Source organism: Microbacterium sp. CnD16-F (assembly GCF_024124465.1).
Classification (GTDB): domain Bacteria; phylum Actinomycetota; class Actinomycetes; order Actinomycetales; family Microbacteriaceae; genus Microbacterium; species Microbacterium gawkjiense.
Genome location: NZ_JAMXSA010000019.1, coordinates 12,578 through 32,951, shown reverse-complemented (window position 1 = coordinate 32,951; position 20,374 = coordinate 12,578). Strand labels below are relative to the sequence as shown.

23 protein-coding genes and 3 pseudogenes are annotated in these 20,374 nt (G+C 65.1%); 18 read left to right on the top strand and 8 right to left on the bottom strand.

Annotated features, from left to right (window positions below):
- Nucleotides 1-48: 48 nt before the first annotated feature.
- The 6 genes from NH287_RS07345 (at nucleotide 49) to NH287_RS07320 (ending at nucleotide 2,486) form a co-directional block, all read left to right on the top strand.
- A complete protein-coding gene (locus tag NH287_RS07345) occupies nucleotides 49-681 on the top strand; it encodes an AAA family ATPase (RefSeq protein WP_253035055.1) in 633 nt (210 codons plus the stop codon).
- The gene (locus NH287_RS07340; protein WP_253035054.1) at nucleotides 681-1,004 is read left to right on the top strand and encodes a hypothetical protein; all 324 of its coding nucleotides are present in this window, start codon (nucleotides 681-683) and stop codon (nucleotides 1,002-1,004) included. Before NH287_RS07345 ends, NH287_RS07340 begins: the two co-directional genes overlap by 1 nt.
- 314 nt (nucleotides 1,005-1,318) lie before the next feature.
- Complete coding sequence (locus tag NH287_RS07335; protein WP_253035053.1) at nucleotides 1,319-1,561, top strand: glutaredoxin domain-containing protein; 243 nt, start codon at nucleotides 1,319-1,321, stop codon at nucleotides 1,559-1,561.
- Between the two features lie 14 nt (nucleotides 1,562-1,575).
- On the top strand, nucleotides 1,576-1,941 hold the full coding sequence (locus NH287_RS07330; protein ID WP_253035052.1) for a single-stranded DNA-binding protein: 366 nt from the start codon (nucleotides 1,576-1,578) through the stop codon (nucleotides 1,939-1,941).
- A gap of 75 nt (nucleotides 1,942-2,016) precedes the next feature.
- Entirely contained in the window at nucleotides 2,017-2,259 is a 243-nt protein-coding gene (locus NH287_RS07325) for a hypothetical protein (protein ID WP_253035051.1), read from the top strand.
- Nucleotides 2,260-2,336: 77 nt separating this feature from the next.
- Nucleotides 2,337-2,486: a hypothetical protein gene (locus tag NH287_RS07320; protein ID WP_253035050.1), complete on the top strand. Its 150-nt coding sequence runs from the start codon at nucleotides 2,337-2,339 to the stop codon at nucleotides 2,484-2,486.
- Here the strand turns inward: NH287_RS07320 and NH287_RS15225 are convergent.
- Nucleotides 2,483-2,992: a hypothetical protein gene (locus NH287_RS15225; RefSeq protein ID WP_290440420.1), complete on the bottom strand. Its 510-nt coding sequence runs from the start codon at nucleotides 2,990-2,992 to the stop codon at nucleotides 2,483-2,485. The two genes, NH287_RS07320 and NH287_RS15225, sit on opposite strands and share 4 nt — an antisense overlap.
- A gap of 64 nt (nucleotides 2,993-3,056) precedes the next feature.
- Between NH287_RS15225 and NH287_RS07310 the strand changes: the two genes are divergently transcribed.
- From NH287_RS07310 to NH287_RS07300, 3 genes are all read left to right on the top strand, one after another.
- On the top strand, nucleotides 3,057-3,326 hold the full coding sequence (locus NH287_RS07310) for a hypothetical protein (RefSeq protein ID WP_253035049.1): 270 nt from the start codon (nucleotides 3,057-3,059) through the stop codon (nucleotides 3,324-3,326).
- 100 nt (nucleotides 3,327-3,426) lie between these two features.
- On the top strand, nucleotides 3,427-4,296 hold the full coding sequence (locus NH287_RS07305) for a BglII/BstYI family type II restriction endonuclease (RefSeq protein WP_253035048.1): 870 nt from the start codon (nucleotides 3,427-3,429) through the stop codon (nucleotides 4,294-4,296).
- Between the two features lie 80 nt (nucleotides 4,297-4,376).
- Nucleotides 4,377-5,252, top strand: a complete 876-nt coding sequence (locus tag NH287_RS07300) for an MT-A70 family methyltransferase (RefSeq protein ID WP_253035047.1) — start codon at nucleotides 4,377-4,379, stop codon at nucleotides 5,250-5,252.
- 277 nt (nucleotides 5,253-5,529) lie between these two features.
- Here the strand turns inward: NH287_RS07300 and NH287_RS07295 are convergent, their stop codons facing one another.
- Entirely contained in the window at nucleotides 5,530-5,874 is a 345-nt protein-coding gene (locus tag NH287_RS07295; RefSeq protein ID WP_253035046.1) for a hypothetical protein, read from the bottom strand.
- Nucleotides 5,875-6,208: 334 nt separating this feature from the next.
- Here NH287_RS07295 and NH287_RS07290 point away from each other — a divergent pair, with 334 nt between their 5' ends.
- On the top strand, nucleotides 6,209-6,673 hold the full coding sequence (locus NH287_RS07290) for a MarR family winged helix-turn-helix transcriptional regulator (protein WP_253035045.1): 465 nt from the start codon (nucleotides 6,209-6,211) through the stop codon (nucleotides 6,671-6,673).
- 43 nt (nucleotides 6,674-6,716) lie between these two features.
- On the opposite strand, the gene NH287_RS07285 is transcribed toward NH287_RS07290, so the two are convergent.
- Together NH287_RS07285 and NH287_RS07280 are read right to left on the bottom strand one after the other, a co-directional pair.
- Complete coding sequence (locus tag NH287_RS07285) at nucleotides 6,717-7,088, bottom strand: hypothetical protein (protein ID WP_253035044.1); 372 nt, start codon at nucleotides 7,086-7,088, stop codon at nucleotides 6,717-6,719.
- Between the two features lie 58 nt (nucleotides 7,089-7,146).
- The gene (locus tag NH287_RS07280) at nucleotides 7,147-7,827 is read right to left on the bottom strand and encodes a hypothetical protein (protein ID WP_253035043.1); all 681 of its coding nucleotides are present in this window, start codon (nucleotides 7,825-7,827) and stop codon (nucleotides 7,147-7,149) included.
- A 236-nt stretch (nucleotides 7,828-8,063) separates the two neighbouring features.
- On the opposite strand from NH287_RS07280, the gene NH287_RS07275 reads away from it, so the two are divergent.
- The 4 genes and pseudogenes from NH287_RS07275 to NH287_RS07260 all read left to right on the top strand — a co-directional run.
- The gene (locus NH287_RS07275) at nucleotides 8,064-8,765 is read left to right on the top strand and encodes a TetR/AcrR family transcriptional regulator C-terminal domain-containing protein (RefSeq protein WP_253035042.1); all 702 of its coding nucleotides are present in this window, start codon (nucleotides 8,064-8,066) and stop codon (nucleotides 8,763-8,765) included.
- 146 nt (nucleotides 8,766-8,911) lie between these two features.
- Nucleotides 8,912-10,279, top strand: coding sequence for a glutathione-independent formaldehyde dehydrogenase (locus NH287_RS07270; RefSeq protein ID WP_253035041.1), 1,368 nt, complete (start codon nucleotides 8,912-8,914; stop codon nucleotides 10,277-10,279).
- Between the two features lie 552 nt (nucleotides 10,280-10,831).
- Entirely contained in the window at nucleotides 10,832-11,590 is a 759-nt protein-coding gene (locus NH287_RS07265) for a glucose 1-dehydrogenase (protein ID WP_253035040.1), read from the top strand.
- A gap of 78 nt (nucleotides 11,591-11,668) precedes the next feature.
- Nucleotides 11,669-12,003, top strand: a pseudogene (locus tag NH287_RS07260) (transposase); the annotation flags it as partial.
- A gap of 363 nt (nucleotides 12,004-12,366) precedes the next feature.
- On the opposite strand, the gene NH287_RS07255 reads toward NH287_RS07260, so the two are convergent.
- Nucleotides 12,367-12,678, bottom strand: coding sequence for a putative quinol monooxygenase (locus NH287_RS07255; RefSeq protein ID WP_033107114.1), 312 nt, complete (start codon nucleotides 12,676-12,678; stop codon nucleotides 12,367-12,369).
- A 107-nt stretch (nucleotides 12,679-12,785) separates the two neighbouring features.
- Here NH287_RS07255 and NH287_RS07250 point away from each other — a divergent pair, with 107 nt between their 5' ends.
- On the top strand, nucleotides 12,786-13,727 hold the full coding sequence (locus NH287_RS07250) for a GlxA family transcriptional regulator (protein ID WP_253035039.1): 942 nt from the start codon (nucleotides 12,786-12,788) through the stop codon (nucleotides 13,725-13,727).
- 760 nt (nucleotides 13,728-14,487) lie between these two features.
- On the opposite strand, the gene NH287_RS07245 is transcribed toward NH287_RS07250, so the two are convergent.
- Nucleotides 14,488-15,312 (bottom strand): LuxR C-terminal-related transcriptional regulator, encoded by an 825-nt coding sequence (locus NH287_RS07245; RefSeq protein ID WP_253035038.1) that lies wholly within the window; start codon nucleotides 15,310-15,312, stop codon nucleotides 14,488-14,490.
- 100 nt (nucleotides 15,313-15,412) lie between these two features.
- On the opposite strand from NH287_RS07245, the gene hxlB reads away from it, so the two are divergent.
- Entirely contained in the window at nucleotides 15,413-15,991 is a 579-nt protein-coding gene (gene hxlB / locus NH287_RS07240; protein ID WP_253035037.1) for a 6-phospho-3-hexuloisomerase, read from the top strand.
- Nucleotides 15,992-16,019: 28 nt separating this feature from the next.
- Entirely contained in the window at nucleotides 16,020-16,643 is a 624-nt protein-coding gene (hxlA, locus tag NH287_RS07235) for a 3-hexulose-6-phosphate synthase (protein ID WP_253035071.1), read from the top strand.
- A 4-nt stretch (nucleotides 16,644-16,647) separates the two neighbouring features.
- Here the strand turns inward: hxlA and NH287_RS07230 are convergent.
- A pseudogene (locus tag NH287_RS07230) lies at nucleotides 16,648-16,929 on the bottom strand (IS5/IS1182 family transposase); the annotation flags it as partial.
- 77 nt (nucleotides 16,930-17,006) lie between these two features.
- On the opposite strand from NH287_RS07230, the pseudogene NH287_RS15360 reads away from it, so the two are divergent.
- Nucleotides 17,007-17,293, top strand: a pseudogene (locus tag NH287_RS15360) (putative quinol monooxygenase).
- Nucleotides 17,294-17,353: 60 nt separating this feature from the next.
- Here NH287_RS15360 and NH287_RS07225 read toward each other — a convergent pair.
- The gene (locus tag NH287_RS07225; RefSeq protein WP_253035036.1) at nucleotides 17,354-20,014 is read right to left on the bottom strand and encodes an excinuclease ABC subunit UvrA; all 2,661 of its coding nucleotides are present in this window, start codon (nucleotides 20,012-20,014) and stop codon (nucleotides 17,354-17,356) included.
- Between the last annotated feature and the right edge of the window lie 360 nt (nucleotides 20,015-20,374).

The following is a 20,374-nucleotide window of genomic DNA, read 5'->3' as shown; positions in this document are numbered from 1 at the left end:
CAGCACTTCAATACCGCTGCGATATCACACTGAAAGTAGAGTGAAACCATGATCATCCTCATCGGGAGTCAGAAGGGCGGCCCCGGCAAAACGACCATCGCCGTCAACCTCGCCGTCGAGTTCGCCCGCCAAGGCAAAGACGTGTGCCTCGTCGACGCCGACCCGCAGCGCTCCGCCGCTCGCTGGCACGCCGACCGCGAGGAACAGCGGCACACGCCCGCGATCGCGTGCGTCGAGAAGCTCGGCAACATCAACCAGACCCTGCAGGACCTCGCCGGCCGCTACGACGTCGTCGTGGTCGACGTCGCCGGCAAGGACAGCAGGGAGATGCGCACCGGCATGGTCGCCGCAGACACCCTCGTCGTCGTCGTCCGCCCCAGCCAACTCGACCTCGACACCCTCGGCCACATGAGCGAAGTGATCGACCAGGCCGTCGACCTCAACCCGAGCCTCGACGTGCGAGGACTCATTACGCAGGCGCCGTCGAACCCGAGCATCACCGAACGCCACGACGCGGGGGAGTACCTGGCCGACTACCCGCGCATCCGTCCCCTCGACACCGTCATCTACGAGCGCAAGGCATACCGCGACGTGATCGGGGAAGGTCTCGGCGTCGTCGAGTGGAACAACCCCAAAGCCAAGAACGAGATTCAGGCCCTCGTAGCAGAGTTGGTGTCCTAATGGCGATCAAGAAGCGCACCCCCGTCGACCCCGCCAAGATCGAAGCGTTCGGCGCAGCCGCCGACGCTCCCACGCAGGAGGTTGAGACGCCGGCACTGACGCCCAAGGCGCAGCCGGCATCCCGACCCGCGCCGCGAGCGACCAGCGCGGGGGAGTGGCCCGAGGGTACGTCCAAGACCTTCCTGCTCCGGTGGGGCAAGAACCCCGAGCTTCCCGCCTTGCTCGCAGAAGTCGCAGAGCTCGAGGACCGCACACAGCAGAAGACCGCGCTCCGCGCGCTGCAGCGCGGCCTCGAGGTCATACGGGCAGAGCACAAAGGCTGACACTCGCCGTGGCTCGCTTTCAGAGTGATATCACCGTGAAAGCACGCCGCCCTACGGGCTGTTCCCGCCGGCACGGAGACCGGCGCTCAAGAGGCGCCGCTACGCGGCCCGCACCATTTCCCGCAGTCTTTGACCTGTCCGGCTGTCGAGGATACGTCGGCTCCACGTCGGGCCAACGGCTTTCGCGGCATATCCTCCCTCGCTGCGCTCACTCCGGTATTCCACGTCCGTTGCTCCCTCCCGCTCCGCTCGCCGTAAATCTCTCGATTGCCGGCAGGCAAAGAAAAACGGTTGGTTGAGGGAAGGGCAGAGCAATGGTTGAGCGGATCACGGTCTACACCACAGGCCCCAGCTGCGCGCGCTGCACGCTGACCAAGAACGTGCTCACCAGCAAGGGAATCGAGTACGACGAGGTGAACATCCGAGACAACGAGGATGCCCGCGCCTACGTCGTCGAGGACCTCGGCTACACCGAAGCACCCGTGGTCGTCGTCACCGACGAGGATCACTGGTCCGGGTTCCGTCCCGACCACATCGACCGCATCGCAACCCACTGAGAAGGAGAACGACCATGTCCATCCGCACCATCACCGGAAACCTGGCAGCCGATCCCGAAGTTGTGCAGGCGGGAACCATTCAGATCACCAAGCTCCGCGTCATCGAGAACACGGGGGAGTACCGGCAGGGCAAGTGGCAACCCCACGACACCCCCACCACCCACTTCGTCGAAGCGCGGTTCGAGCTCGGCCAGAACGCCGCCGCCTCACTCCACCGAGGGGACGCCGTCATCGTCATCGGACGCGAGCACACCACCAGCTGGGGCGACGAGGGCAACAAGCAGTACGGCCGCGTCATCGACGCTGACAGCATCGGCGCCGACCTCACCCGCGCCACCGCCACGATCACCCGCAACGCGCGCGACGACCAGCAGCAGTAACGTCCCCGATCCCTGAGAAGGTGGGCGACGACCTCGCCGCCCACCGGCGAATCGAGCCACTGGAGGAATGCATCCATGACCACGCGCACTGCCACAGCTGTCATCGTCCGAGCTGTCATGCTCACGAACGAGGGCGACGAGAGAGCGGTCTACTATGGCCCGTTCCTGCCCCACGTGGGCAGCGCGACGACCTCGTTTACGAGCATGCTCGAGCGCGAGCTCGAGGCATCCGGCCGCTACAAGCACTGGGACGTCTCTATTGAAAGTCTGTTCATCGCGGAAGGCGAGTCGGACTGCGAGGTGCGCGCCACGAGATAGTTACCCAGGCACCAGCGCTGCCCCCGGCCGACCTCTCTCCCCGGCCGGGGGCAGCGCTGTGCCGGGAGAATGGACACATGCTCTGGGAACTCGCACACCGCCCCCGCGACGTCGACGAGGCAACGCGCGTGGAGCTCGAGGCGCCGTCCTCCGGCGTCGCGATCGAGCAGCTGCGGTCGAGGATCCCGGCAGAAGAAGTCATCCTCTTCGTGCGACAGATCGGCTAGAACACGCGCACCAAGCCGCAATCCGGGCACCGCCACACCGGGGGAGCCGGCGGGGTCCACGACGGCTGCAGCTGCACCAGGCAGCGCTCACAGGTAGGGGAGAAGCCCGGCCACTCGTCGTCATCCACGACGCCAGGCAACCAGGATGCCGGCGGCGCCGCAGAAACCGTCCACAGGGGCGCCCAGCGCCCGCCAGGAGAGGCCGGCGTGACCGCCGAGGCCCACACCCACGCCTTCATCTCCGTCTCACCCACGCGGAACCTGATCGCGCAGGCATCCGCTGTCCACCGGCAGACCTCCGCGTCGACGAGCGCCGGCGTCGCGCCGAAGCGCACCCACGCCTTCGCCGGCTTCGGCCGCGGGTCGATCGTCACCGGTTCCACGTCTAACCGCAGCTCGGCGCTCGAGAGCGACTGCAGGGGGCCGGCCTCCGCCGCGATCCGCTCGAGGATGCGCGTATCCATCCGGTGATCGACCGCCGCGGCGTACCGCTTGTTCGTCCCCACGGCGACCTCCTCCCGAAGGTGACACGCTACCCAATATCGAACTTATGTTCTATTCTCGGATGCCATGACCCACACCGCCACCGCCACGGAGGTCACACTCTGGCTCGTCGAAGAGACGCCGGAACGCATGTATTACGCGGGGCGGAGGTGGACGGTGACAGACACGCCCACGCGACTCCGAGGCTCAGTGTGGTCCGTCGACCCCGACGACGTCGGCGGACGCCGCGGATTGTTCGGCTGGCGGTTCCAGGCCACGAACGAGACCGGAGAGTCGATCGTGTTTGACGTGTACGGCGGCCCGGGGGAGTGGCACGTTCATCGAAGCTGGAGCTGACACCTCCGACCACAGGGTGCACCTGCGCTGGAGAGATCGATACCTCTGCAGCCAGCTGACTATCACGTGAGGCAGCCGACCCGTGGCATACGGTAGTCGCGTGGAGCTCACCGAATCCTGGCGCGCTGTGATGCCGTCGCACCTCCTTGATCGGTATGAGTTCGCTGAAACCCGCAACGCTGCGACGCTCATTGCTTCTACGCACCCGGAGGAGTTCGAGCAACTCTGCGCCGTGCTGTCGCACTTCAGTTTCGATGTCGATCGGATCGTGCGCCCGGGCGGATCGAAGCACCTCATCTCACTTGAGCTTGATGAAGCGTTCCGGGAGCTGGGGTGGCGGGAAGGTCGCTACGACCAGGAACTGACGACCACCCTCACGCTTGAGCCGTATCGAGCGGCGGGGGAAACGACGAGGTACCGCCGAGTCAGCCAAAACGAATATGGCGGGCACAAGATCGACAACGTCCGGGGTCGCATCGGGCTGGATGTTGAGTGGAACCCGAAGGATGGGAACCTCGATCGAGATTTCGGAAACTTCCGCGCCCTCTACGACGGGGGCGCCCTAGACGCCGGGATCATCCTTACGCGCACCGTGACGGGGATGCGGGAACTGTGGATCGAGACCATTGCGCGGAGCAAGGAGATCGCCAGCGGTGCAGGCTGGTCAGAGGATTGGCGGCGTCGCCTCACCAAAACCCCGAACGACCCACTCGGAACGAGCACCACGTCAAACTTCGAGAAGCTGGTCCCCAGAGTGAAGCGGGGCGACGGTGGCGGATGCCCGATCCTCGCCATAGCTATCACTGATCGTCTCTACCGGTGGCCGGACGATCTCGACTCGGCGATTGTTGAGCTGGCCAACTCCGTTGGTGCAGGTGAGACACCCGAAAGACTCGGGCACCGCATGGGGCTGGTGCACTCTCCATCGATCGCGCCGGAGCTGCTGACGGACGACGACTCCGACAACTGACGCAGCAAACTGGCGCTCGCCGGCCGAAATATAAAGATCCAATGCCCGCGCTTTAGATCTTTAGGGCGTAGGATCTCAGTGTGCCCACGATCGACAGCATGGCAGACCTCCCCGACATCGCCCCTCTTCCCACTGTGGACGGCGGCTTCCAGACAGTCCTGGCTGACCCGCCGTGGCGTTTCGCTAACCGAACAGGGAAGGTGGCTCCAGAACATCGCCGGTTGGATCGCTACGGAACGATGGATCTCGACGACATCAAGGCGCTGCCGGTCGGAGATGTGACCTCAAAGAACGCACACCTCTACCTCTGGGTTCCCAACGCCCTCCTACTCGAGGGGATCGAGGTTCTGCAGGCGTGGGGGTTCCGGTACGTCAGCAACATCGTGTGGGCGAAGCGACGCAAGGATGGCGGACCAGACGGACGAGGCGTCGGCTTCTACTTCCGAAACGTAACCGAACCGATCCTGTTCGGCGTCAAGGGGTCGATGCGGACCCTGGCACCTGCCCGGTCAACGGTGAACATGATCGAGACGCGGAAGCGAGAGCACAGCCGCAAGCCAGACGAGCAATACGACCTCATCGAGTCATGCAGCCCTGGCCCATACCTAGAACTGTTCGCCCGATACGCACGCGAGGGTTGGAGCGCATGGGGCAACGAAGCGGATCAGGAGGTCACCCCAAAGGGGCAGGTTCACCGAGGCTACGGCGGCGGCGGGATCGAGCGGGTGCCGCAGCTAGAGCCTCACGAACGAACGAGCGATTGGCTAGCCCACCGGATAGGTGCGATCCTCGCCGACGAATACGAGCGTGGCGCCAGCATCCAACAACTCGCGACGGACACCGGCTACAGCATTCAGCGGGTGCGCGGTCTCCTCGACCGCGCCGGCGTGAAGAAGCGTGGCCGCGGTCGCCCTACGAAGAACTCGGAGCGCCCCTCTGAGCACGCCCTGACGTAGCTGTACCCAATCATCTATGGAACGTAGGACTGCCACGTCTTGCTAACCATGCTGCGGGAGAGACCTGTCGGCGGAGCGCGAGTCCGAATCGGGTGAGGGCCGGCCCGCCGGAAACGATCGTTTCTGGGGCATCGTGGCGATAGGCGCTCGAAGCCGTACCGCAATCGTCGTCCGTAACCGGGTTTCGGTGGACCGTTTCGGCGCGCGTTCTGTGCTTGGTGGCACTTGGGCCGGAGGGGGTGCTTCGGTTACGCGACCGGCTGACGCAATGGGGCTGTCAGGCGGTTTTGGTGGCTGCGATGTGTTCGGCGGATTTGGCTTCGATGAAGTCGCATAGGGCAGCGGACATTTCGAGTTCCGCGGCCATCGCATGTACCTGTGCGCTGCTCATCACGGCTTCTTGTTCGCGGGGTTCGAAGTGGATGCGCCACCGGAAGTCGCCAACGGCTACAGGCTCGATGTAGACGCTGGTAGTTCCACCGCCGAGGGGGAAGACGATCAGCCCGGTGTCTTCGCCGAGGGTGCCGTCTTGGGGGATCACTCTGACCAGCCCTCCGAGGGCGTGGTCAGTTGTGAACTCCGCTAGCCAGGCTTCAAGGAGTGCGCTGCTGCGGTACGGCATGGGCACAGGGACTTTCTCGCTCGTCTTGGAGGACGGGTTATCTAACTGGGAGCCGTGGCGTGAGGCCACAGGGCTGACACCATCGCGGCTGATTGTAACAGTCTGCGGTTACCCCACAGGGTGCGCCCTCCGCAAGGGCGGATGCGTCGCTTGCGGCGGCGTTTACCGTTGCCGGCGAGCTGCGAGGCTCAGGCGGTTCCGCCGAGGACCTTTTGCCGGCGGGACCGCCAACCACCGGGCGGATATCACGTGCTATTCGACCGCGCCATGGGGGGCGTATCTGCCGCGCCCGGCGTTATCGTTTCGGTCAGCCACGTGAGGCAAGTGGAGCGTTATGAATGACAACGACAAGACCGCCGGGGATGACGTGCGACGAGTTTTGGACAGGCTGCAGAGCTACCGGGTCGCCGAGAATGAGATGCTGACCCGCGCTAGACGATCTCTGCTGATGAGTGAGAATGAGCTCGCCGCTCTCCGCTTCCTGACCCAGCAGCCCGGCCGTGCGGCGAGGCCGCAGGCCCTCATTCGACATTTGGGAATCTCATCGGCGTCGGTGACCACTCTGATCGACAAGCTCGAACGTGCCGGTCGGGTCGCGCGGCGTTTGGTCGCTGGGGATCGTCGAGCTGTCGCGGTTGCGATTACCGAGCTTGCCGAGCAGGAGGTGCGGGACACCATCGGTGTGACGGATGACCGGTTAGAGGCTGCTGCGCAGCGACTCACCCCGTCGGAGCTCCGACACGTCGAAGCATTCTTGAGGGCTGTCACCGATGCCGTCGGGAGCAGCGCCGCCGCGTAACGGTCTTCGCGGGCCGTCACGCGGCGGTCGCCTCCGGTGTGCGTCACTCAGCCGTGGAGGAGGAGGACTTGGGGGTGGGTTCGGGTTCGTAGTGCCCGAGGGACCGCTCCTGCAGGTAGGCGCACAGCTCTGCGGCGATCTGTAGTTCGTGGGTAAGAGCGTTGAGCTCAAAGCTCGTGAGGTCCAGCGTTTCCCCGGCCGGTTCGATGAACACATGCCAACTGAGGTCATCGCCCGATTCGCGGGGTTCGATCCAGACCGAGTTGGGTGCGCTCGTGAGGGGGATCAGGACGAGTCCGGTGTCCTCGCCTCCGGACCCGTCTTGAACGGCCACCCGGATATCTTCGCCCGCGTTTCGAGCGTCGATGAACTCCGCCACCCAGTGCTCGAGTGTCTGCTTGCTGTGGAAGACCATGCGGATTGTCCTCACGTAGGGGTGGGGCCGAAGCCCGGGGAGTGGCGTGGAGTCTGTGTCACGGGTGTGCGGACTCGGCGGGCTCTTCAGCGTCCTCCGGCGCGTCTGCGGAAGGTTCGGGTAACAGTCGGAGCCCGCCCGGGGAGTTCGCTGTCTTCATGAGCCGTTGCAGCCAGGCCGCGTTCAGGGACATGGGGGAGCGTTCATCGAAGCGGGCATCCCAGTTCGTTGAAGAGCTGATCCACCGTGACACGCGGCCGCTTCCCAAACTGGCATCAATCTCCCACGTGAACACGAAGGGTTCGTGGCGGCGCAGCTTGGTCACTATCACCGCTTCGACATGCGCGAGCGTGCGGTCGTCAAGCTTGACCGCATCATTGCCGAGTGTCAGGCGCGCCACGTCTGGGCCTTTCTGTCCTGCGTGCCCATCACTGCGTGCGGCGCGAGAGAGCCCTGGCGTGGAATCACGGTGCGAGGCGTCTTTCTGTTCGAAGAACTCACACAGATCGGCCGCGGTGTTGAGCTCCGCCGTCAGGGCGCGGGTCTGTTCAAAGGTGACCAGGGTTTCTTCGGGCTGCGGCTCGAACACGACTCGCCAGCGGTCGTTTTCGGCGGTCGGCGGTTGGAGGTACACGGTGGTTGTAGCGTTCCTCAGCGGCACCACAACAAGGCCACTGTCCTCACCGTCAGAGCTGTCCTGGGGCACGACCTTGACAAGGTCCGCGTCACCGCGAGACACGACGAACTCATTCAGCCACCTTTGCAAAGTGGCGGCGCTGTGAAACGGCAAAAGCGTCCTCCCTCTCCAAGATGACGCGAGCCGACAGTACTAACCCCCGGACCCTAGTCGGCGGCGACTTCGCGATGGCAGTACCGCCTCACGTCACCCACAGTTTACGGTGTAAACACCTGCTGCGAAGGACGCATATCCTCACGAAGACGTCGCGGCGAGGGAAGATCGAGGCGGAGGCCCCTATGAAAAAGCCCGAAATCCCGTCGTCCCCGAAGCTCACACGTGACGCGATCGTCGACGCGGCGCTCGTGATGGTGGATGAGACTGGCCCGCAAGGGCTCTCTATGCGAACCCTCGGCACGCAGCTTGGCGTGGAGGCGATGGCGTTGTACCGCCACGTGCACGGGAAGGAAGACCTATTAGAGGGCGTTGTCGGCTCCCTGATGACTGAGCTCACCGCGACGATGGAGCGGGAGGCTGGGGAGCATTGGCAGGCGTTCTTGCAGAACGTTGCCCATGCGGTTCGCGACATCGCATTGGCGCACCCCAAAGCGTTCCCCTTGATCGCAACTCGTCACCCCGCCGCGCCGTGGCTGCGTCCGCCTCTTCGGAGCGTCCAAGTGGTCAACACGTTTCTCAGCTCCCTGATCGCGCAGGGGTTCACCGATGCGCAAGCCGTCGGCGCGTACCGGACCTTCAGCAGCTTTCTCCTCGGTCAGCTTCTCCTGGAAACGACCGTTAGGGGAGCGCAATTCGGCCCCGATGACGTGCCTCTCGACGAGGGTGATGCGTCCATCCCGAACTCGGACGGTAAGCAAACCTTGGATGACGCTCCCGAGGTCCGCCGCCTCCGCAGCCTGCTGAGCGAAGACCACAGCAAAGAAGAGTTCGAGATCGCGCTGGAACTCCTCCTCGACCGGTTAGACCGCGAACTCGCCCAGTAACGGCAAACCCGAGCGTCCTCAGTGGCTCAACCATTCCTCATACCGGGCAACTAGGCATACCAGCTTGGGTAGCAGCCGGCTGGGGTTCGAGGTGCCTCACTCCGGGCGGGCCCACCTCAGGTTTCTACCTGTTTCCGTCTCCGAGCATGGCCACGGCCGTCGCTGCCGAAAACGATCGATTACGGTGCACTCGCGATAGAGGCCACGGATCGCGCCGAAAACGCACATCAGAACGTGGTTTCGGCGGGCGTTCAATGTCTCGCGAAGGGCTGGCTCTGTCAAGGCCCTACCAGCAGGCTATCGAGGCCAGCAGGCTCTCGAGCAACACCAATCGGATCGGAGTAGACATGAAGGCAGTGGTGTACGAGGGGCCCCGTCAGGTCAGCACGAAGGACGTCCCGGACGCGAAGATCGAGCGACCCACCGATGTCCTGGTCAGGGTAACGACGACGAACATCTGCGGCTCGGACCTCCACATGTACGAGGGGCGGACGTCCTTCGAGGTAGGTCGGACGTTCGGTCACGAGAACATGGGGGAGGTCATCGAGGTCGGTAGTGGTGTGGAGAAGGTCAGGGTCGGAGACCGGGTTGTGCTCCCGTTCAACATCTCGTGCGGGTTCTGCAAGAACTGCGAACGCGGCCTGACCAACTACTGCCTCACCACCCAGCCCGACCCATCATTCGCCGGTGCGGCCTACGGGTTCGCCGACATGGGTCCCTACGGCGGTGGCCAAGCGGAACTGCTCCGTGTGCCTTTCGGTGACCACAACGCGCTGCGCCTGGGCGAGGATGCGGAGGAGAAGGAGAACGACTACGTCATGCTCTCCGACATCTTCCCCACCGGCTACCACGCCACCGAGATGGCCGGCGTGGTCCCGGGCGACAGCGTTGTCATCGCCGGGGCGGGTCCGGTCGGGCTGATGGCCGCCCTGTCCGCGATGATCAAGGGCGCCGCGAAGGTGATGGTGGTCGATCGTCACCCTGACCGGCTCGCGTTGGCCGAGCAGATCGGCGCGATCGCCATCGATGACTCCAAGGTCGATCCCGTGCAAGCTGTGCTCGACGAGACGATGGGGCTGGGAGCTGACCGGGGTTGTGAATGCGTGGGTTACCAGGCCCACGATCCCCAGGGCAACGAGGACATCGCCGCTACGATGAACATGCTCATCAACGCGGTGCGTTTCACCGGAGGAATCGGCACCGTCGGTGTGTTCGTCCCCCAGGACCCCGGAGCCAAGGACGACCTCGCCAAGCAGGGAAAGGCGGCCATCGACTTCGGAACGCATTGGTTCAAGGGGCAGACCTTGGGGAGCGGTCAGGCCCCGGTCAAGCGGTACAACCGCCAGCTGCGGGACTTGATCGCCGCCGGCAAGGCGACCCCTTCCTGGATCGTGTCCCACGAGATCTCGCTGGACCAGGCTGCCGATGCCTACAAGAACTTCGACGCCAGGTCCAAGGGTTGGACGAAGGTTCTCATCAAGCCCGGGATGTCCACCGAGAAGAAGGCGAACTGATATGGCCGAGACGCTGTAGGGCAGGAGAGTCGCCATCCTCGGAGGTCTCTCCTATGTCACCCGTTCACAACCTCACGGGGAACTACAGCTAGTCGTTGTCGCGCTGGCGGCGCTGTCCGCGAGTCGACTTGGAAGCGCAAGCTCGAGGAAGATCGATCAGCCTGCCGCTTGAGCCGACGAATATCCGGCTGACGCGGATAGGCGCCAGCCGGATACTCGATCAATTGTCGTAGATCGTCCGCAGCCCTTCCTGGTCACCGCGTCCGAGCTGGCGGTTGGCCATGTTGCACGTGCTAATGGTAGGCGCCATGACTTGGCCGGCAGTCTGGGCAGAATGGCCGGCGCTTGACCCCTGATCTTGGAGGGGTCAAGCGCCTCAGCCCGAACGCCTACGAAGCCGCACGCTCCGCCACGCTCGCGGAAGCGGCATAACCGAACCGACACCGTGTCCACGATCAAGGGCCAAGGCCCCACAGCCGACACCGCGTCGCAGCTCCCGCACTGAACGAGCGGCGCCGACCGACGCCGCTCCCAGAGAGAAAGAAGCACACAATGTCAAACTCGCTCGATGGCAAGGTCGCACTCGTCACCGGTGGTGGCGGAGGGATCGGGCGCGAGACCGCGAAGGTCCTCGTCGACCACGGCGCACGGGTCGTCGTCGCCGACCTGTCCGAGGATGCCGGCAACGGGACGCTCGAGTACATCGACGGCGGAGACGCCGTGGCGTTCGTCCGGGCGGACGTGACCGACCTCGCGTCGATGCAGCACCTGGTCCAGGCCACGGTGGACCGCTACGGCCGACTCGACATCGCGCACAACAACGCCGGCATCGAGCTCACCGGCCCCGACCTCGCCGACGTCACGGTGGAGCAGTTCGACAAGGTGATCGCCGTCAACCTCACCGGAGTGTTCATCAGCATGAAGGCCGAGATCCCGCAGATGCTGGCGCAGGGCGGCGGATCCATCATCAACACCGCCTCGTCCCTCGGGCAGGCCGCCATCGCCCACCAGTCCGCCTACGTCGCGTCGAAGCACGGCGTCATCGGCCTCACCCGAGCCGCCGCGGTGGAGTACTCCGACAAAGGCATCCGCGTGAACGCAGTGCTCCCCGGGGTGATCCAGACGCCAATGATAGACGCGCTGGAGGAGACCTACCCCGGCTTCAAGGACGCGCTGCTGACGAAGCACCCGATCGGCCGACTCGGCACGCCGCACGACATCGCCGAGATGGTCGCGTGGCTCGGTTCCGACGCGGCCGCCTTCGCGACCGGCTCGCAGTTCGCCGTCGACGGCGGGTACCTCGCGATTTAGACGAGGTGGCCACGACGGACGGGAGGCACGGTGTCAGCTGGCACCGTGCCTCCCGTCCGTCACCGGTCGCACCGCGACCGCGGGTCGCTGGTCGGCGCGATCTTCCACTCCGACCACGGCAGCGTCTACACCTCGAAGGCCTACGCCGCGCTCTCGAGCAGCTGGGCGTGACCCAGTCCACGGGCGCGGTCGGCACGAGTGCCGACAACTCACTCGCGGAAAGCTTCAACGCCACGCTCAAGCGCGAACTCCTCGCCGGCCGGTCAGCGTTCCCGGACCAGGCCACCGCCTACCGGGCCGTGTTCCGGTGGGCGAACCGCTACAACACTCGCCGGCGCCACTCCGCGATCGGCAACATCAGCCCGAACGCCTACGAAGCCGCACGCTCCGCTACGCTCGCGGAAGCGGCATAACCGAACCGACACCGTGTCCACGATCAAGGGCCAAGGCCCCGGCGTTTGCGCAGGTCAGCGGCTCGTTCGCCCAGTGGGCGCATCAAGCGATAGACGCAAAGCCGACGTGATTAGGTCGTCGGTTCGATTCCGACAGGCGGCTCCGGCGAACCGTTCTGGTGGTCGCGCGATGCGCTGGCCTCACGGCTCTGCCCGACACCGACGTCGCTCTCCTCTGCGACGGACCCCTCGCCGGCTGAGCGCTCGCGGCCGGCATCCTGTCCGTGTGCCGATGGGCCTCGCACCGCTCGGCAACGCAGCGTGGCGTTGCGTCGCGACCTGGCGACGGCTCGGCGGGGCGCGATCGTCTCGTGCGTTGGCGGACTACGGGAGCTTGGACGCGAGGACGTCGGCCGCCAGGATCTCGGGTGCTGCGCCGAGGAGGTGCTGGTTGGCCATCAGGGCTGCGACGATGGCGCCGTTGGCGTGGGCGTCGCGAGCGGCCTCGTCGGGGAATGCATCGAAGATCCAGAAGGTGTCGGCGTGGGTCCTGACCGCGAACCAGACAATCGTTCCTACTTCTTCGTTGGCGAGTGCGACAGCTCCGGCGAGCAGATCGGCGACCGCGTCGTGCTGCCCATCGGCCGCGACGATCTTGGCGACGAAGGCATACGGAAGTGATGCGGGTGTGGACATGAGGGACTCTCCTTGCAGTCGGGGTTCTTCGTTGGACGAGTTCAGCGTATGACGAGCGAGGGCCGGTGGGCAGTGGCGTATACGGCAGTATTGCTATCGTTTACGTCATGCGTATCGGACTGATCGCGATCGACGGCTGCTTCGGTTCGGCTATCGCGTCGATCATCGACATCGTGCGGGTGGCCGACGGAGTCCGCGGCGATGTCGACCCGCGGATCGACCCGATCGAACTCGCCATCCTCGGACCGAAACGGCGAGTGACCACGACGGCATCGATGACCCTGTCGGTGGACCACCCGCTGTCGGAGTCCGGGGAGTTCGACGTGGTCGTCGTCCCTGCGCTTGGAACCCTTACGGCCGCCGCTACCAACGACGTGCTCCAGAGCCGAGATGCTCGTTCGGTCATCGCCTCGCTCGGGCGCCTCGACGAGGCGACCACCCGGATCGCCGCGGCGTGCACCGGCGTGTTCGCCGTCGCCGAGACCGGTCGGATGCATCATCGGAGGGCGACGACCAGCTGGTTCCTGGGGCCGGAGTTCCTGAAGCGCTATCCGACCGTCGCCCTCGATCTCGACACCATGGTCGTGGCCGACGGGAACCTCGTCACCGCCGGCGCCGCCTTCGCCCACATCGACCTCGCGCTCTCACTCGTGCGATCAATCAGCCCCGACCTGGCCCAACATGTCGCCAAGCTCCTCATCATCGACGAGCGCCCGTCGCAGGCGGCCTTCGTCGCCTACGAACATCTCCGGCACGAGGACCCGATCATCGTCGAGTTCGAACGCTTCGTGCGCGCCCGCCTGGACGAACCGTTCAACATCACCTTCGTCGCGCAGTCGCTCGGCACCAGCCGGCGCACCCTCGAAAGACGAGTCCGTGCGGCGCTCAACCTCACTCCGCTCGGCTTCGTCCAACGGCTTCGCATCGAACGAGCTCGACACCTCTCAGCAACCACGGACCTCACCTCCGCCGAGATCGCGCTACGGGTCGGCTACGCGAACGCCGAGACTCTGCGCTCCCTCCTGCGCAGGGAGCGACGCCGTTCCTGACCTATCGCCATGCCTGTAGCCGATGTGCTAGCGCTCGACTGGAACCACCTCTCAGCACGTCGCGTCGACGCTCCTGCGTCGCCCCTGGACTACCCACTCGACACGCCCGCAGCACAGGTCATGTGACGTGTCCCGGCTTCCCGGACGGTCGGGGTTGGGTGGCTGTGATGTCGCTGCGTTCTCGTCGAGGGGGTCAGCAGACTCGATCAGGGTCGACTGGGATGAGCCGCGAAGGCGGTCAGGTCAGTGCGGCCGAAGCCGGCCGGCGGGGTAGCGTCGGTCACGTCGAGGTCTTTCGGACGGATGGCGTAGGAACCTCCGTCGTCGGGAGACCTCGACGTCTATCTGCGGACCGACGCGCCCGGCCGACCTACACCCTCATCTGGGAAGAGCCCCTAAACCTTCAGCAGTCCCAACTCCTTGTGCTCGTCAGTGGTGACGCCGGCCTTGCGGCCGGAGTCGATCGCGTCCCGGTTTATCCAGTTCCGCAGACACGACTCGCTGATCCCAAGATCACGAGCCGTCTGGCCGACGGGTTGCCCTGCGCAATGAGGTCAAGGACACGACGCCGAAACTCCGGCGGGTGAGCAGCAGGCATTACACGGACTCCTTCCGAGACCATCATCGCCTCAACTCAGGTGTCCGGAAAAGCGGGTCAGGCTCCGATCGTCTATCGCGCCGCAGTGATCCTCAACGCCGTCATCGCCTGGACCCGGCAATTGTCAGACACGCCCTAGATCACGGGTGACGCTGGTGAAAATCATCTCGACGTTGCAATAAGCTGCGCCCGATTGCGCGCGCCGACCTTCCGGAGAAGGTTCGACACATGGAACTTCACCGTGTTGACGGAGATGAGGAGCTCCTCCGCGATTTCGGCGTTGCGCGCTCCCGATGCGAGAAGCCGTAACACATCTCGTTCGCGCATGGAGAGTTGTGAGAATTGCGGAAGTGGCTCGGGTTCCGCCGGCGGATCGAGGGGGAGCCGGATGTCGACTGAGGACCCCCAGCCGGGTGTTGAGGAGACCGCAATCGCGCCGTCGAGGGCTGTGACGCGTTCGACGATTGGCCGGATCGAGTCGTCGTGTGCGGAAAGTTCGCCGGCCCCGTCATCTCGGATGCCGATCAGGAGATTTAGGCCGTCGCAGTCCCACTGGATGCGCACCCGCCGGGCCTCGCTGCGATCCGCGAGTGCGAGCACCGAGCTGCGGACGATGGCGCGCGCCGCGTGCGCGACCTCTCCGGGGAGTGCCCTACCGGTCGCGGGCGGCTCAACGAACTGCACGTCGAGATCGCCGAACCGGACGAGGGGGAGCAGGTCGCTCTGCAGCCGGGCGAACGCACCGACGACGGGTTCGAGGATGCTGCTGCGTTCCTGATCGGTAACCGCGCGCAGCCCGATCAAGGCGCTCGTTGCCGCCTCGATCGCCATGTTGCGTGCTGCGCGGTCATCGAGGCGAGGCGACCGCAGAAGCGCGAGCAGAGATTCGAGCGTGATCGCGTGCCGGTCGGCATGCTCGGCGACGATTCGGGCGTGGTCGGCGACATGCTGACGTGACGCGGGCGACGCCAGTTCGGTGAGGTCCACGGTGACAACCTACCCACTCAGGTAGGCCCATGCCTACGGGTAGGTGGGCCTGCTCCTTTGCGGGGGAGCCAACGCGGCCGACGGCCGTGATGATAGGGCGATGAATGTCCTCGAAATCGGTGTGGGCAACTCGCTCAGCCGCATTGCCCGCGAACTCGAACTCGCAACCGACAGACTGATCGCTCGCGACCGGGCGGAATTGGCGGAGCTCGCGGATATCGTCGGCACTGCTCCGCGAGTCTTCGTTCTGGGTGCAGGCCGATCGGGGCTCGCGCTGCGAATGACCGCGATGCGACTCATGCATCTTGGTCTGGCCGTCCACGTCGTCGGGGAGGTCACCGCTCCTGCGATCGAACAAGGTGACTTGCTCCTCGCTGCCAGCGGTTCCGGAACAACGGACGGCATCGTGCGCGCGGCACAGACTGCCGTCGATGCGGGCGCCCGGGTGGCGGCTGTCACAACAGTCCCAGACTCTCCGCTCGCAACGCTGGCAACCGTCACGGTAGTCGTGCCGGCCGCCGGCAAGCTTGACCGCTCTGGAGCGGCATCCGAGCAGTATGCCGGCAGTCTCTTCGAGCAATTGGTCGTTGTCCTCGGCGACGCGCTTTTCCACACGCTCTGGTGCCGCTCCGGCTTGACCGCTGATGAGCTCTGGCCTCGCCACGCAAATCTCGAATGACGCAAACCACTGCACGAAAGGAATCCAAATGAAACTGCAGTTTGCCATGGACACCCTCTCCACCGAGGCCGCCCTCGAACTCGCTGCTGCCGCCGCGCCGCACGTCGACATCCTCGAGCTCGGTACCCCCCTCATCAAGAGTGCCGGCCTTTCGGCGATCACCGCGATCAAGAAGGCCCACCCCGACAAGGTCGTCTTCGCCGACCTCAAGACGATGGATGCCGGCGAGCTCGAGGCTGATATTGCCTTCACTGCGGGTGCCGATCTCGTGACGGTCCTCGGCAGCGCCGGTGACAGCACGATTGCCGGTGCCGTGAAGGCCGCGAAGAAGCACGGTAAGGGCGTTGTCGTCGATCTCATCGGCGTGAGCGACAAGGCGAAGCGTGCGAAAGAGGTCGTAGCACTTGGAGCAGAGTTCGTCGAGATGCACGCGGGCCTCGACGAGCAGGCCGAAGAGGGCTTCACCTTTGCCACCCTGCTCGAGGACGGCAAAGCTTCGGGCGTGCCGTTCTCAGTCGCAGGCGGCATCAATAGCTCGACGATCGCTTCGGTGCAGGAATCTGGTGCGCAGGTGGCTGTGGCAGGAGGCGCGATCTACAACGCTCCCGATGTCGGTGCTGCCGCCGCGGAACTCCGAGCAGCCATCGTCTGACGACCTAGGGCGTGTCTGACAATAGCCGGGTCCAGGCGATGACGGCGTTGAGGATCACTGCGGCGCGATAGACGATCGCATGCTTGTCGTAGTGGGTGGCGAGTCCACGCCATTGCTTGGAGTGGCAGTAGTGGCGCTCGATGACGTTGCGGCCCTTGTAGTCGGCGGCATCGAACCCGACGGGTCGTCCGCCGCGTGACCGGCGGCGCTTGCGGTGGCCTTACTAGTCGGATGGTTCGGGGATCACGGCCTTGATGCCGCGGGCGCGCAGGTGCCCGCGGATCGCCGAGACACGATCAGAGTCTCTCAGCGAGCCGCCGATCTATTTCTCAGACACGCCCTAGGTATACAACTACTTTCCACCTGAGCAGACCTTTCCGATGCCCGCTCCCGGCGGAGGAAGACGAGGTCCAGGAATTCCTCGGCATCGGGCGAGGACTCGTCGAGGAGGAACCGGCCACCATCGGGTGGTTCGCGATCCGTCTCGGCCCGTCCTCTTTCGGGATCTTCGACGTGTTCCCGATGACGCCGGCCGCGACGCGCACCTGTCTGGCGCGGTTGCGACCGCTCTCGGCGAGCAGACCGGCAAACTGTTCAGCGAGCCGACGATCGAGAAGTTGGACGTCCTGGCCTCTAAGCTCCCCGCCTGAGACGACGACCTCGTCGAGCGTGCCGCTGTCCGATTCTCATATCGCACAGCGGCACGTTCGTCATGATGGGGTGACGTTGGTCGCGGCCTGCAGCGCCGCGGCGAGGTAGCCCGCGGAAGCACCGACGCCCTTTTCCGCGACGTGAGCGGGCGTGCCAGCTGCGACCACGGTCCCTCCCGCGTCGCCCGCGCCGGGTCCAAGATCGATCACGTGATCGGCCACCGCGATCACGCGCATGTCCAGCTCCGCGGCGACGACCGTGTTGCCTGCATCGACCAGCGTCTGCAGATGCGCGATCAGACGATCCGTGTCAGCGCAGTGGAGCCCGGAGGTCGGCTCGTCCAAGACGTACAGTGTGTCTCCGCGCTGCGCGCGCTGCAGCTCGGTCGCGAGCTTGACGCGCTGCGCTTCACCTCCGGAAAGCTCGGTTGCCGGTTGACCCAACCGGAGGTAATCGAGCCCCACATCTGACAAAGCTGTCAGCGATCGAGTGATCTCCTCATCGTCCACGAAGAACAGGTTCGCCTCCTCGACGCTCATCGACAACACGTCAGCGATTGAACGCCCCCGCCACGTGACCTCGAGCGTTGATGCCTTGTATCGGGTGCCGTGGCAGTCGGGGCATTCGGTGTAGACGGAAGGCAGGAAGAGGAGCTCGACCATTACCGATCCCTCGCCCTCGCAGGTCGGGCAGCGCCCGCCGGCGACATTGAAGGAGAATCGGCCAGGCTTGTACCCGCGGGAACGAGCTTCCGGGGTGTCTGCAAATCGACGACGTACGTGATCGAACAGCCCGGTGTAGGTGGCGACGTTCGACCGCGGGGTCCGGCCGATGGGCCGCTGGTCGATGGTGACGAGCCGCTGTACACCAGTGACGGGCCCGGCGACGCGCCCATCGAGACGCTCCGGCGCATCCGCAAGGAGGGACTCGTCGCTGACCGGCTCGTCATCGGCCCGGACGGCCCGGCCAAGGCGATCGCCAAGCAGCGACGGAAGCGCCTGGCTGACCAAGCTCGACTTGCCGGACCCGGACACGCCCGTGACCGCGGTGAAGACACCCAGAGGGATATCGACCGTGAGGTCGTGCAGGTTGTTCCGCGTCACGTTCTCCAGGCGCAGCCAACTGCGTGCCTCGCGGGGGGTGCGAAGAGGGAGACCGCGGCCGCCGAAGAGGTATCCGCGTGTCACGGACTCCTTGATGTCGGCGAGCCCGTCGGGCGTGCCGCTGTAGAGCACGCGGCCACCGTGTTCACCGGCGCCGGGGCCGATGTCGACCAGCCAGTCCGCATGCCGCATCACCGCCACCGAGTGTTCGACGATGAACAGGCTGTTCCCTCGCGCCTTGAGTCCATCCAGGATCTCGAGGAGCGCCGCCACGTCCTGCGGATGCAGCCCCGCCGATGGTTCGTCGAGGACGTAGACGACCCCGAAAAGATCAGAGCTGAGTTGCGTCGCGAGCCGGAGTCGCTGTAGCTCGCCGCCCGACAGCGTTGGCGTCGTCCGGCTCAACGACAAGTAGCCCAGTCCCAGATCGACCAGTGGACGAAGCCGCTCCAGCACCCCTGAAGCGAGCTGGACCGCAGCAGCACGCTTCTCTGGCGCTCGGCTTGCGGTGGATTGCACATCGGGCGAGGTGGCAATGGGAGCCTTGCCAGCAGCGACCTGCTCTTCCCCCGCGGCACGCGGAGAGGCAGCGTCGGAAGAGGCGGCCTCGTGGTCCCCCAAGCGTGCGACGACCCCCGAGAGGGTCGTGGCAAGGTCCCGGAGCGGCAGTTGGGAGAATTCGGCGATGTCGAATCCTTCGAACGTGACAGACAGCGCCTCGGGCTTCAGCCGCTTGCCACCGCAGGCCGGGCAGATCGCAGCGGTGAGAAACTGGGCGACGCGCCGTTTCATCGAGGCGCTCTTCGTGTTCGCGAACGTGTCCAGAATGTACCGGCGAGCCCCGACGAACGTGCCCGAGTAGCTCGGCTCCACGCCTGCTTCGATCGCAGCTTTGGACTCAGAGAGCGTGAGCCGGGAGTGGACCGGAACGAAGGGGGTCTCATCGGTATACAGGATCCAGTCCCGGTCCTTCTTCGGCAGGTCCCGCCACGGCACATCGACGTCGTAACCGAGCGCAACCAGCACATCGCGCAGCTGATGGCCGTGCCACGCGGTCGGCCAGGAAGCGATCGCGCGTTCGCGGATGGTGAGCGATGGGTCCGGGACCATCTGCTGCTCGTTCACCGCGTACACGCGGCCGATGCCGTGGCATTCCGAGCAGGCCCCTTGGACCGTGTTCGCGGAGAAGTCCTCCGCATACAACATCGGCTGCCCATCCGGGTAGTCCCCGACCCTCGAGTACAGCATTCGTATCAAGCTCGACAACGTGGTGATGCTGCCCACGGTCGATCGGGCGTTGCCGGCACCGCGCTGCTGCTGCAAGGCGACCGCCGGCGGCATCCCCGTGATCGAGTCGACATCGGGCACTCCCGCCTGATCGATCAGGCGGCGGGCGTACGGCGCGACCGATTCCAGATAGCGTCGCTGCGACTCGGCGTACAGCGTCCCGAACGCCAGCGAGGACTTTCCCGAGCCGGACACACCGGTGAAGACGACCGTTGCATCGCGCGGCACCGTGAGGTCGACATCCTGCAGATTGTGTTCGCGGGCGCCGAGAACGCGAACGTCTGGCTGCACGGAGAGCTTGGGCGGCACGAACGAAGAGGATTCAACCATGGTCGAATGCTAGCCACGTACGGAAAGGTCGGACGGCCTGCGGAAAGGGTTACACACCAAAAACGGCGCGGTGTGCGGCAGTGGTGGCTCGCAGTGCGACACCGGCATCGAAGCAGATGGGAATGCTGAAGATCTTGGTGACTTTTCACTCAGGCCGCGGATGTGGGCGGTGTGGCCACAGTGGCTTCGAACTCAACGGAGAGCTGGCAAGCGATCCACGCCGAGATATTCACTCGAGGGCTTGTCCAATCAGGTCCGTGTCGGGAACTCTATGTCCGGGCGGTCTCGGAGAACCAATCCGATTGGGTGACGGAGTTGCAGCAGCCTGTTCGTCGCAGCTGAAGCTGTCTATGACGAATC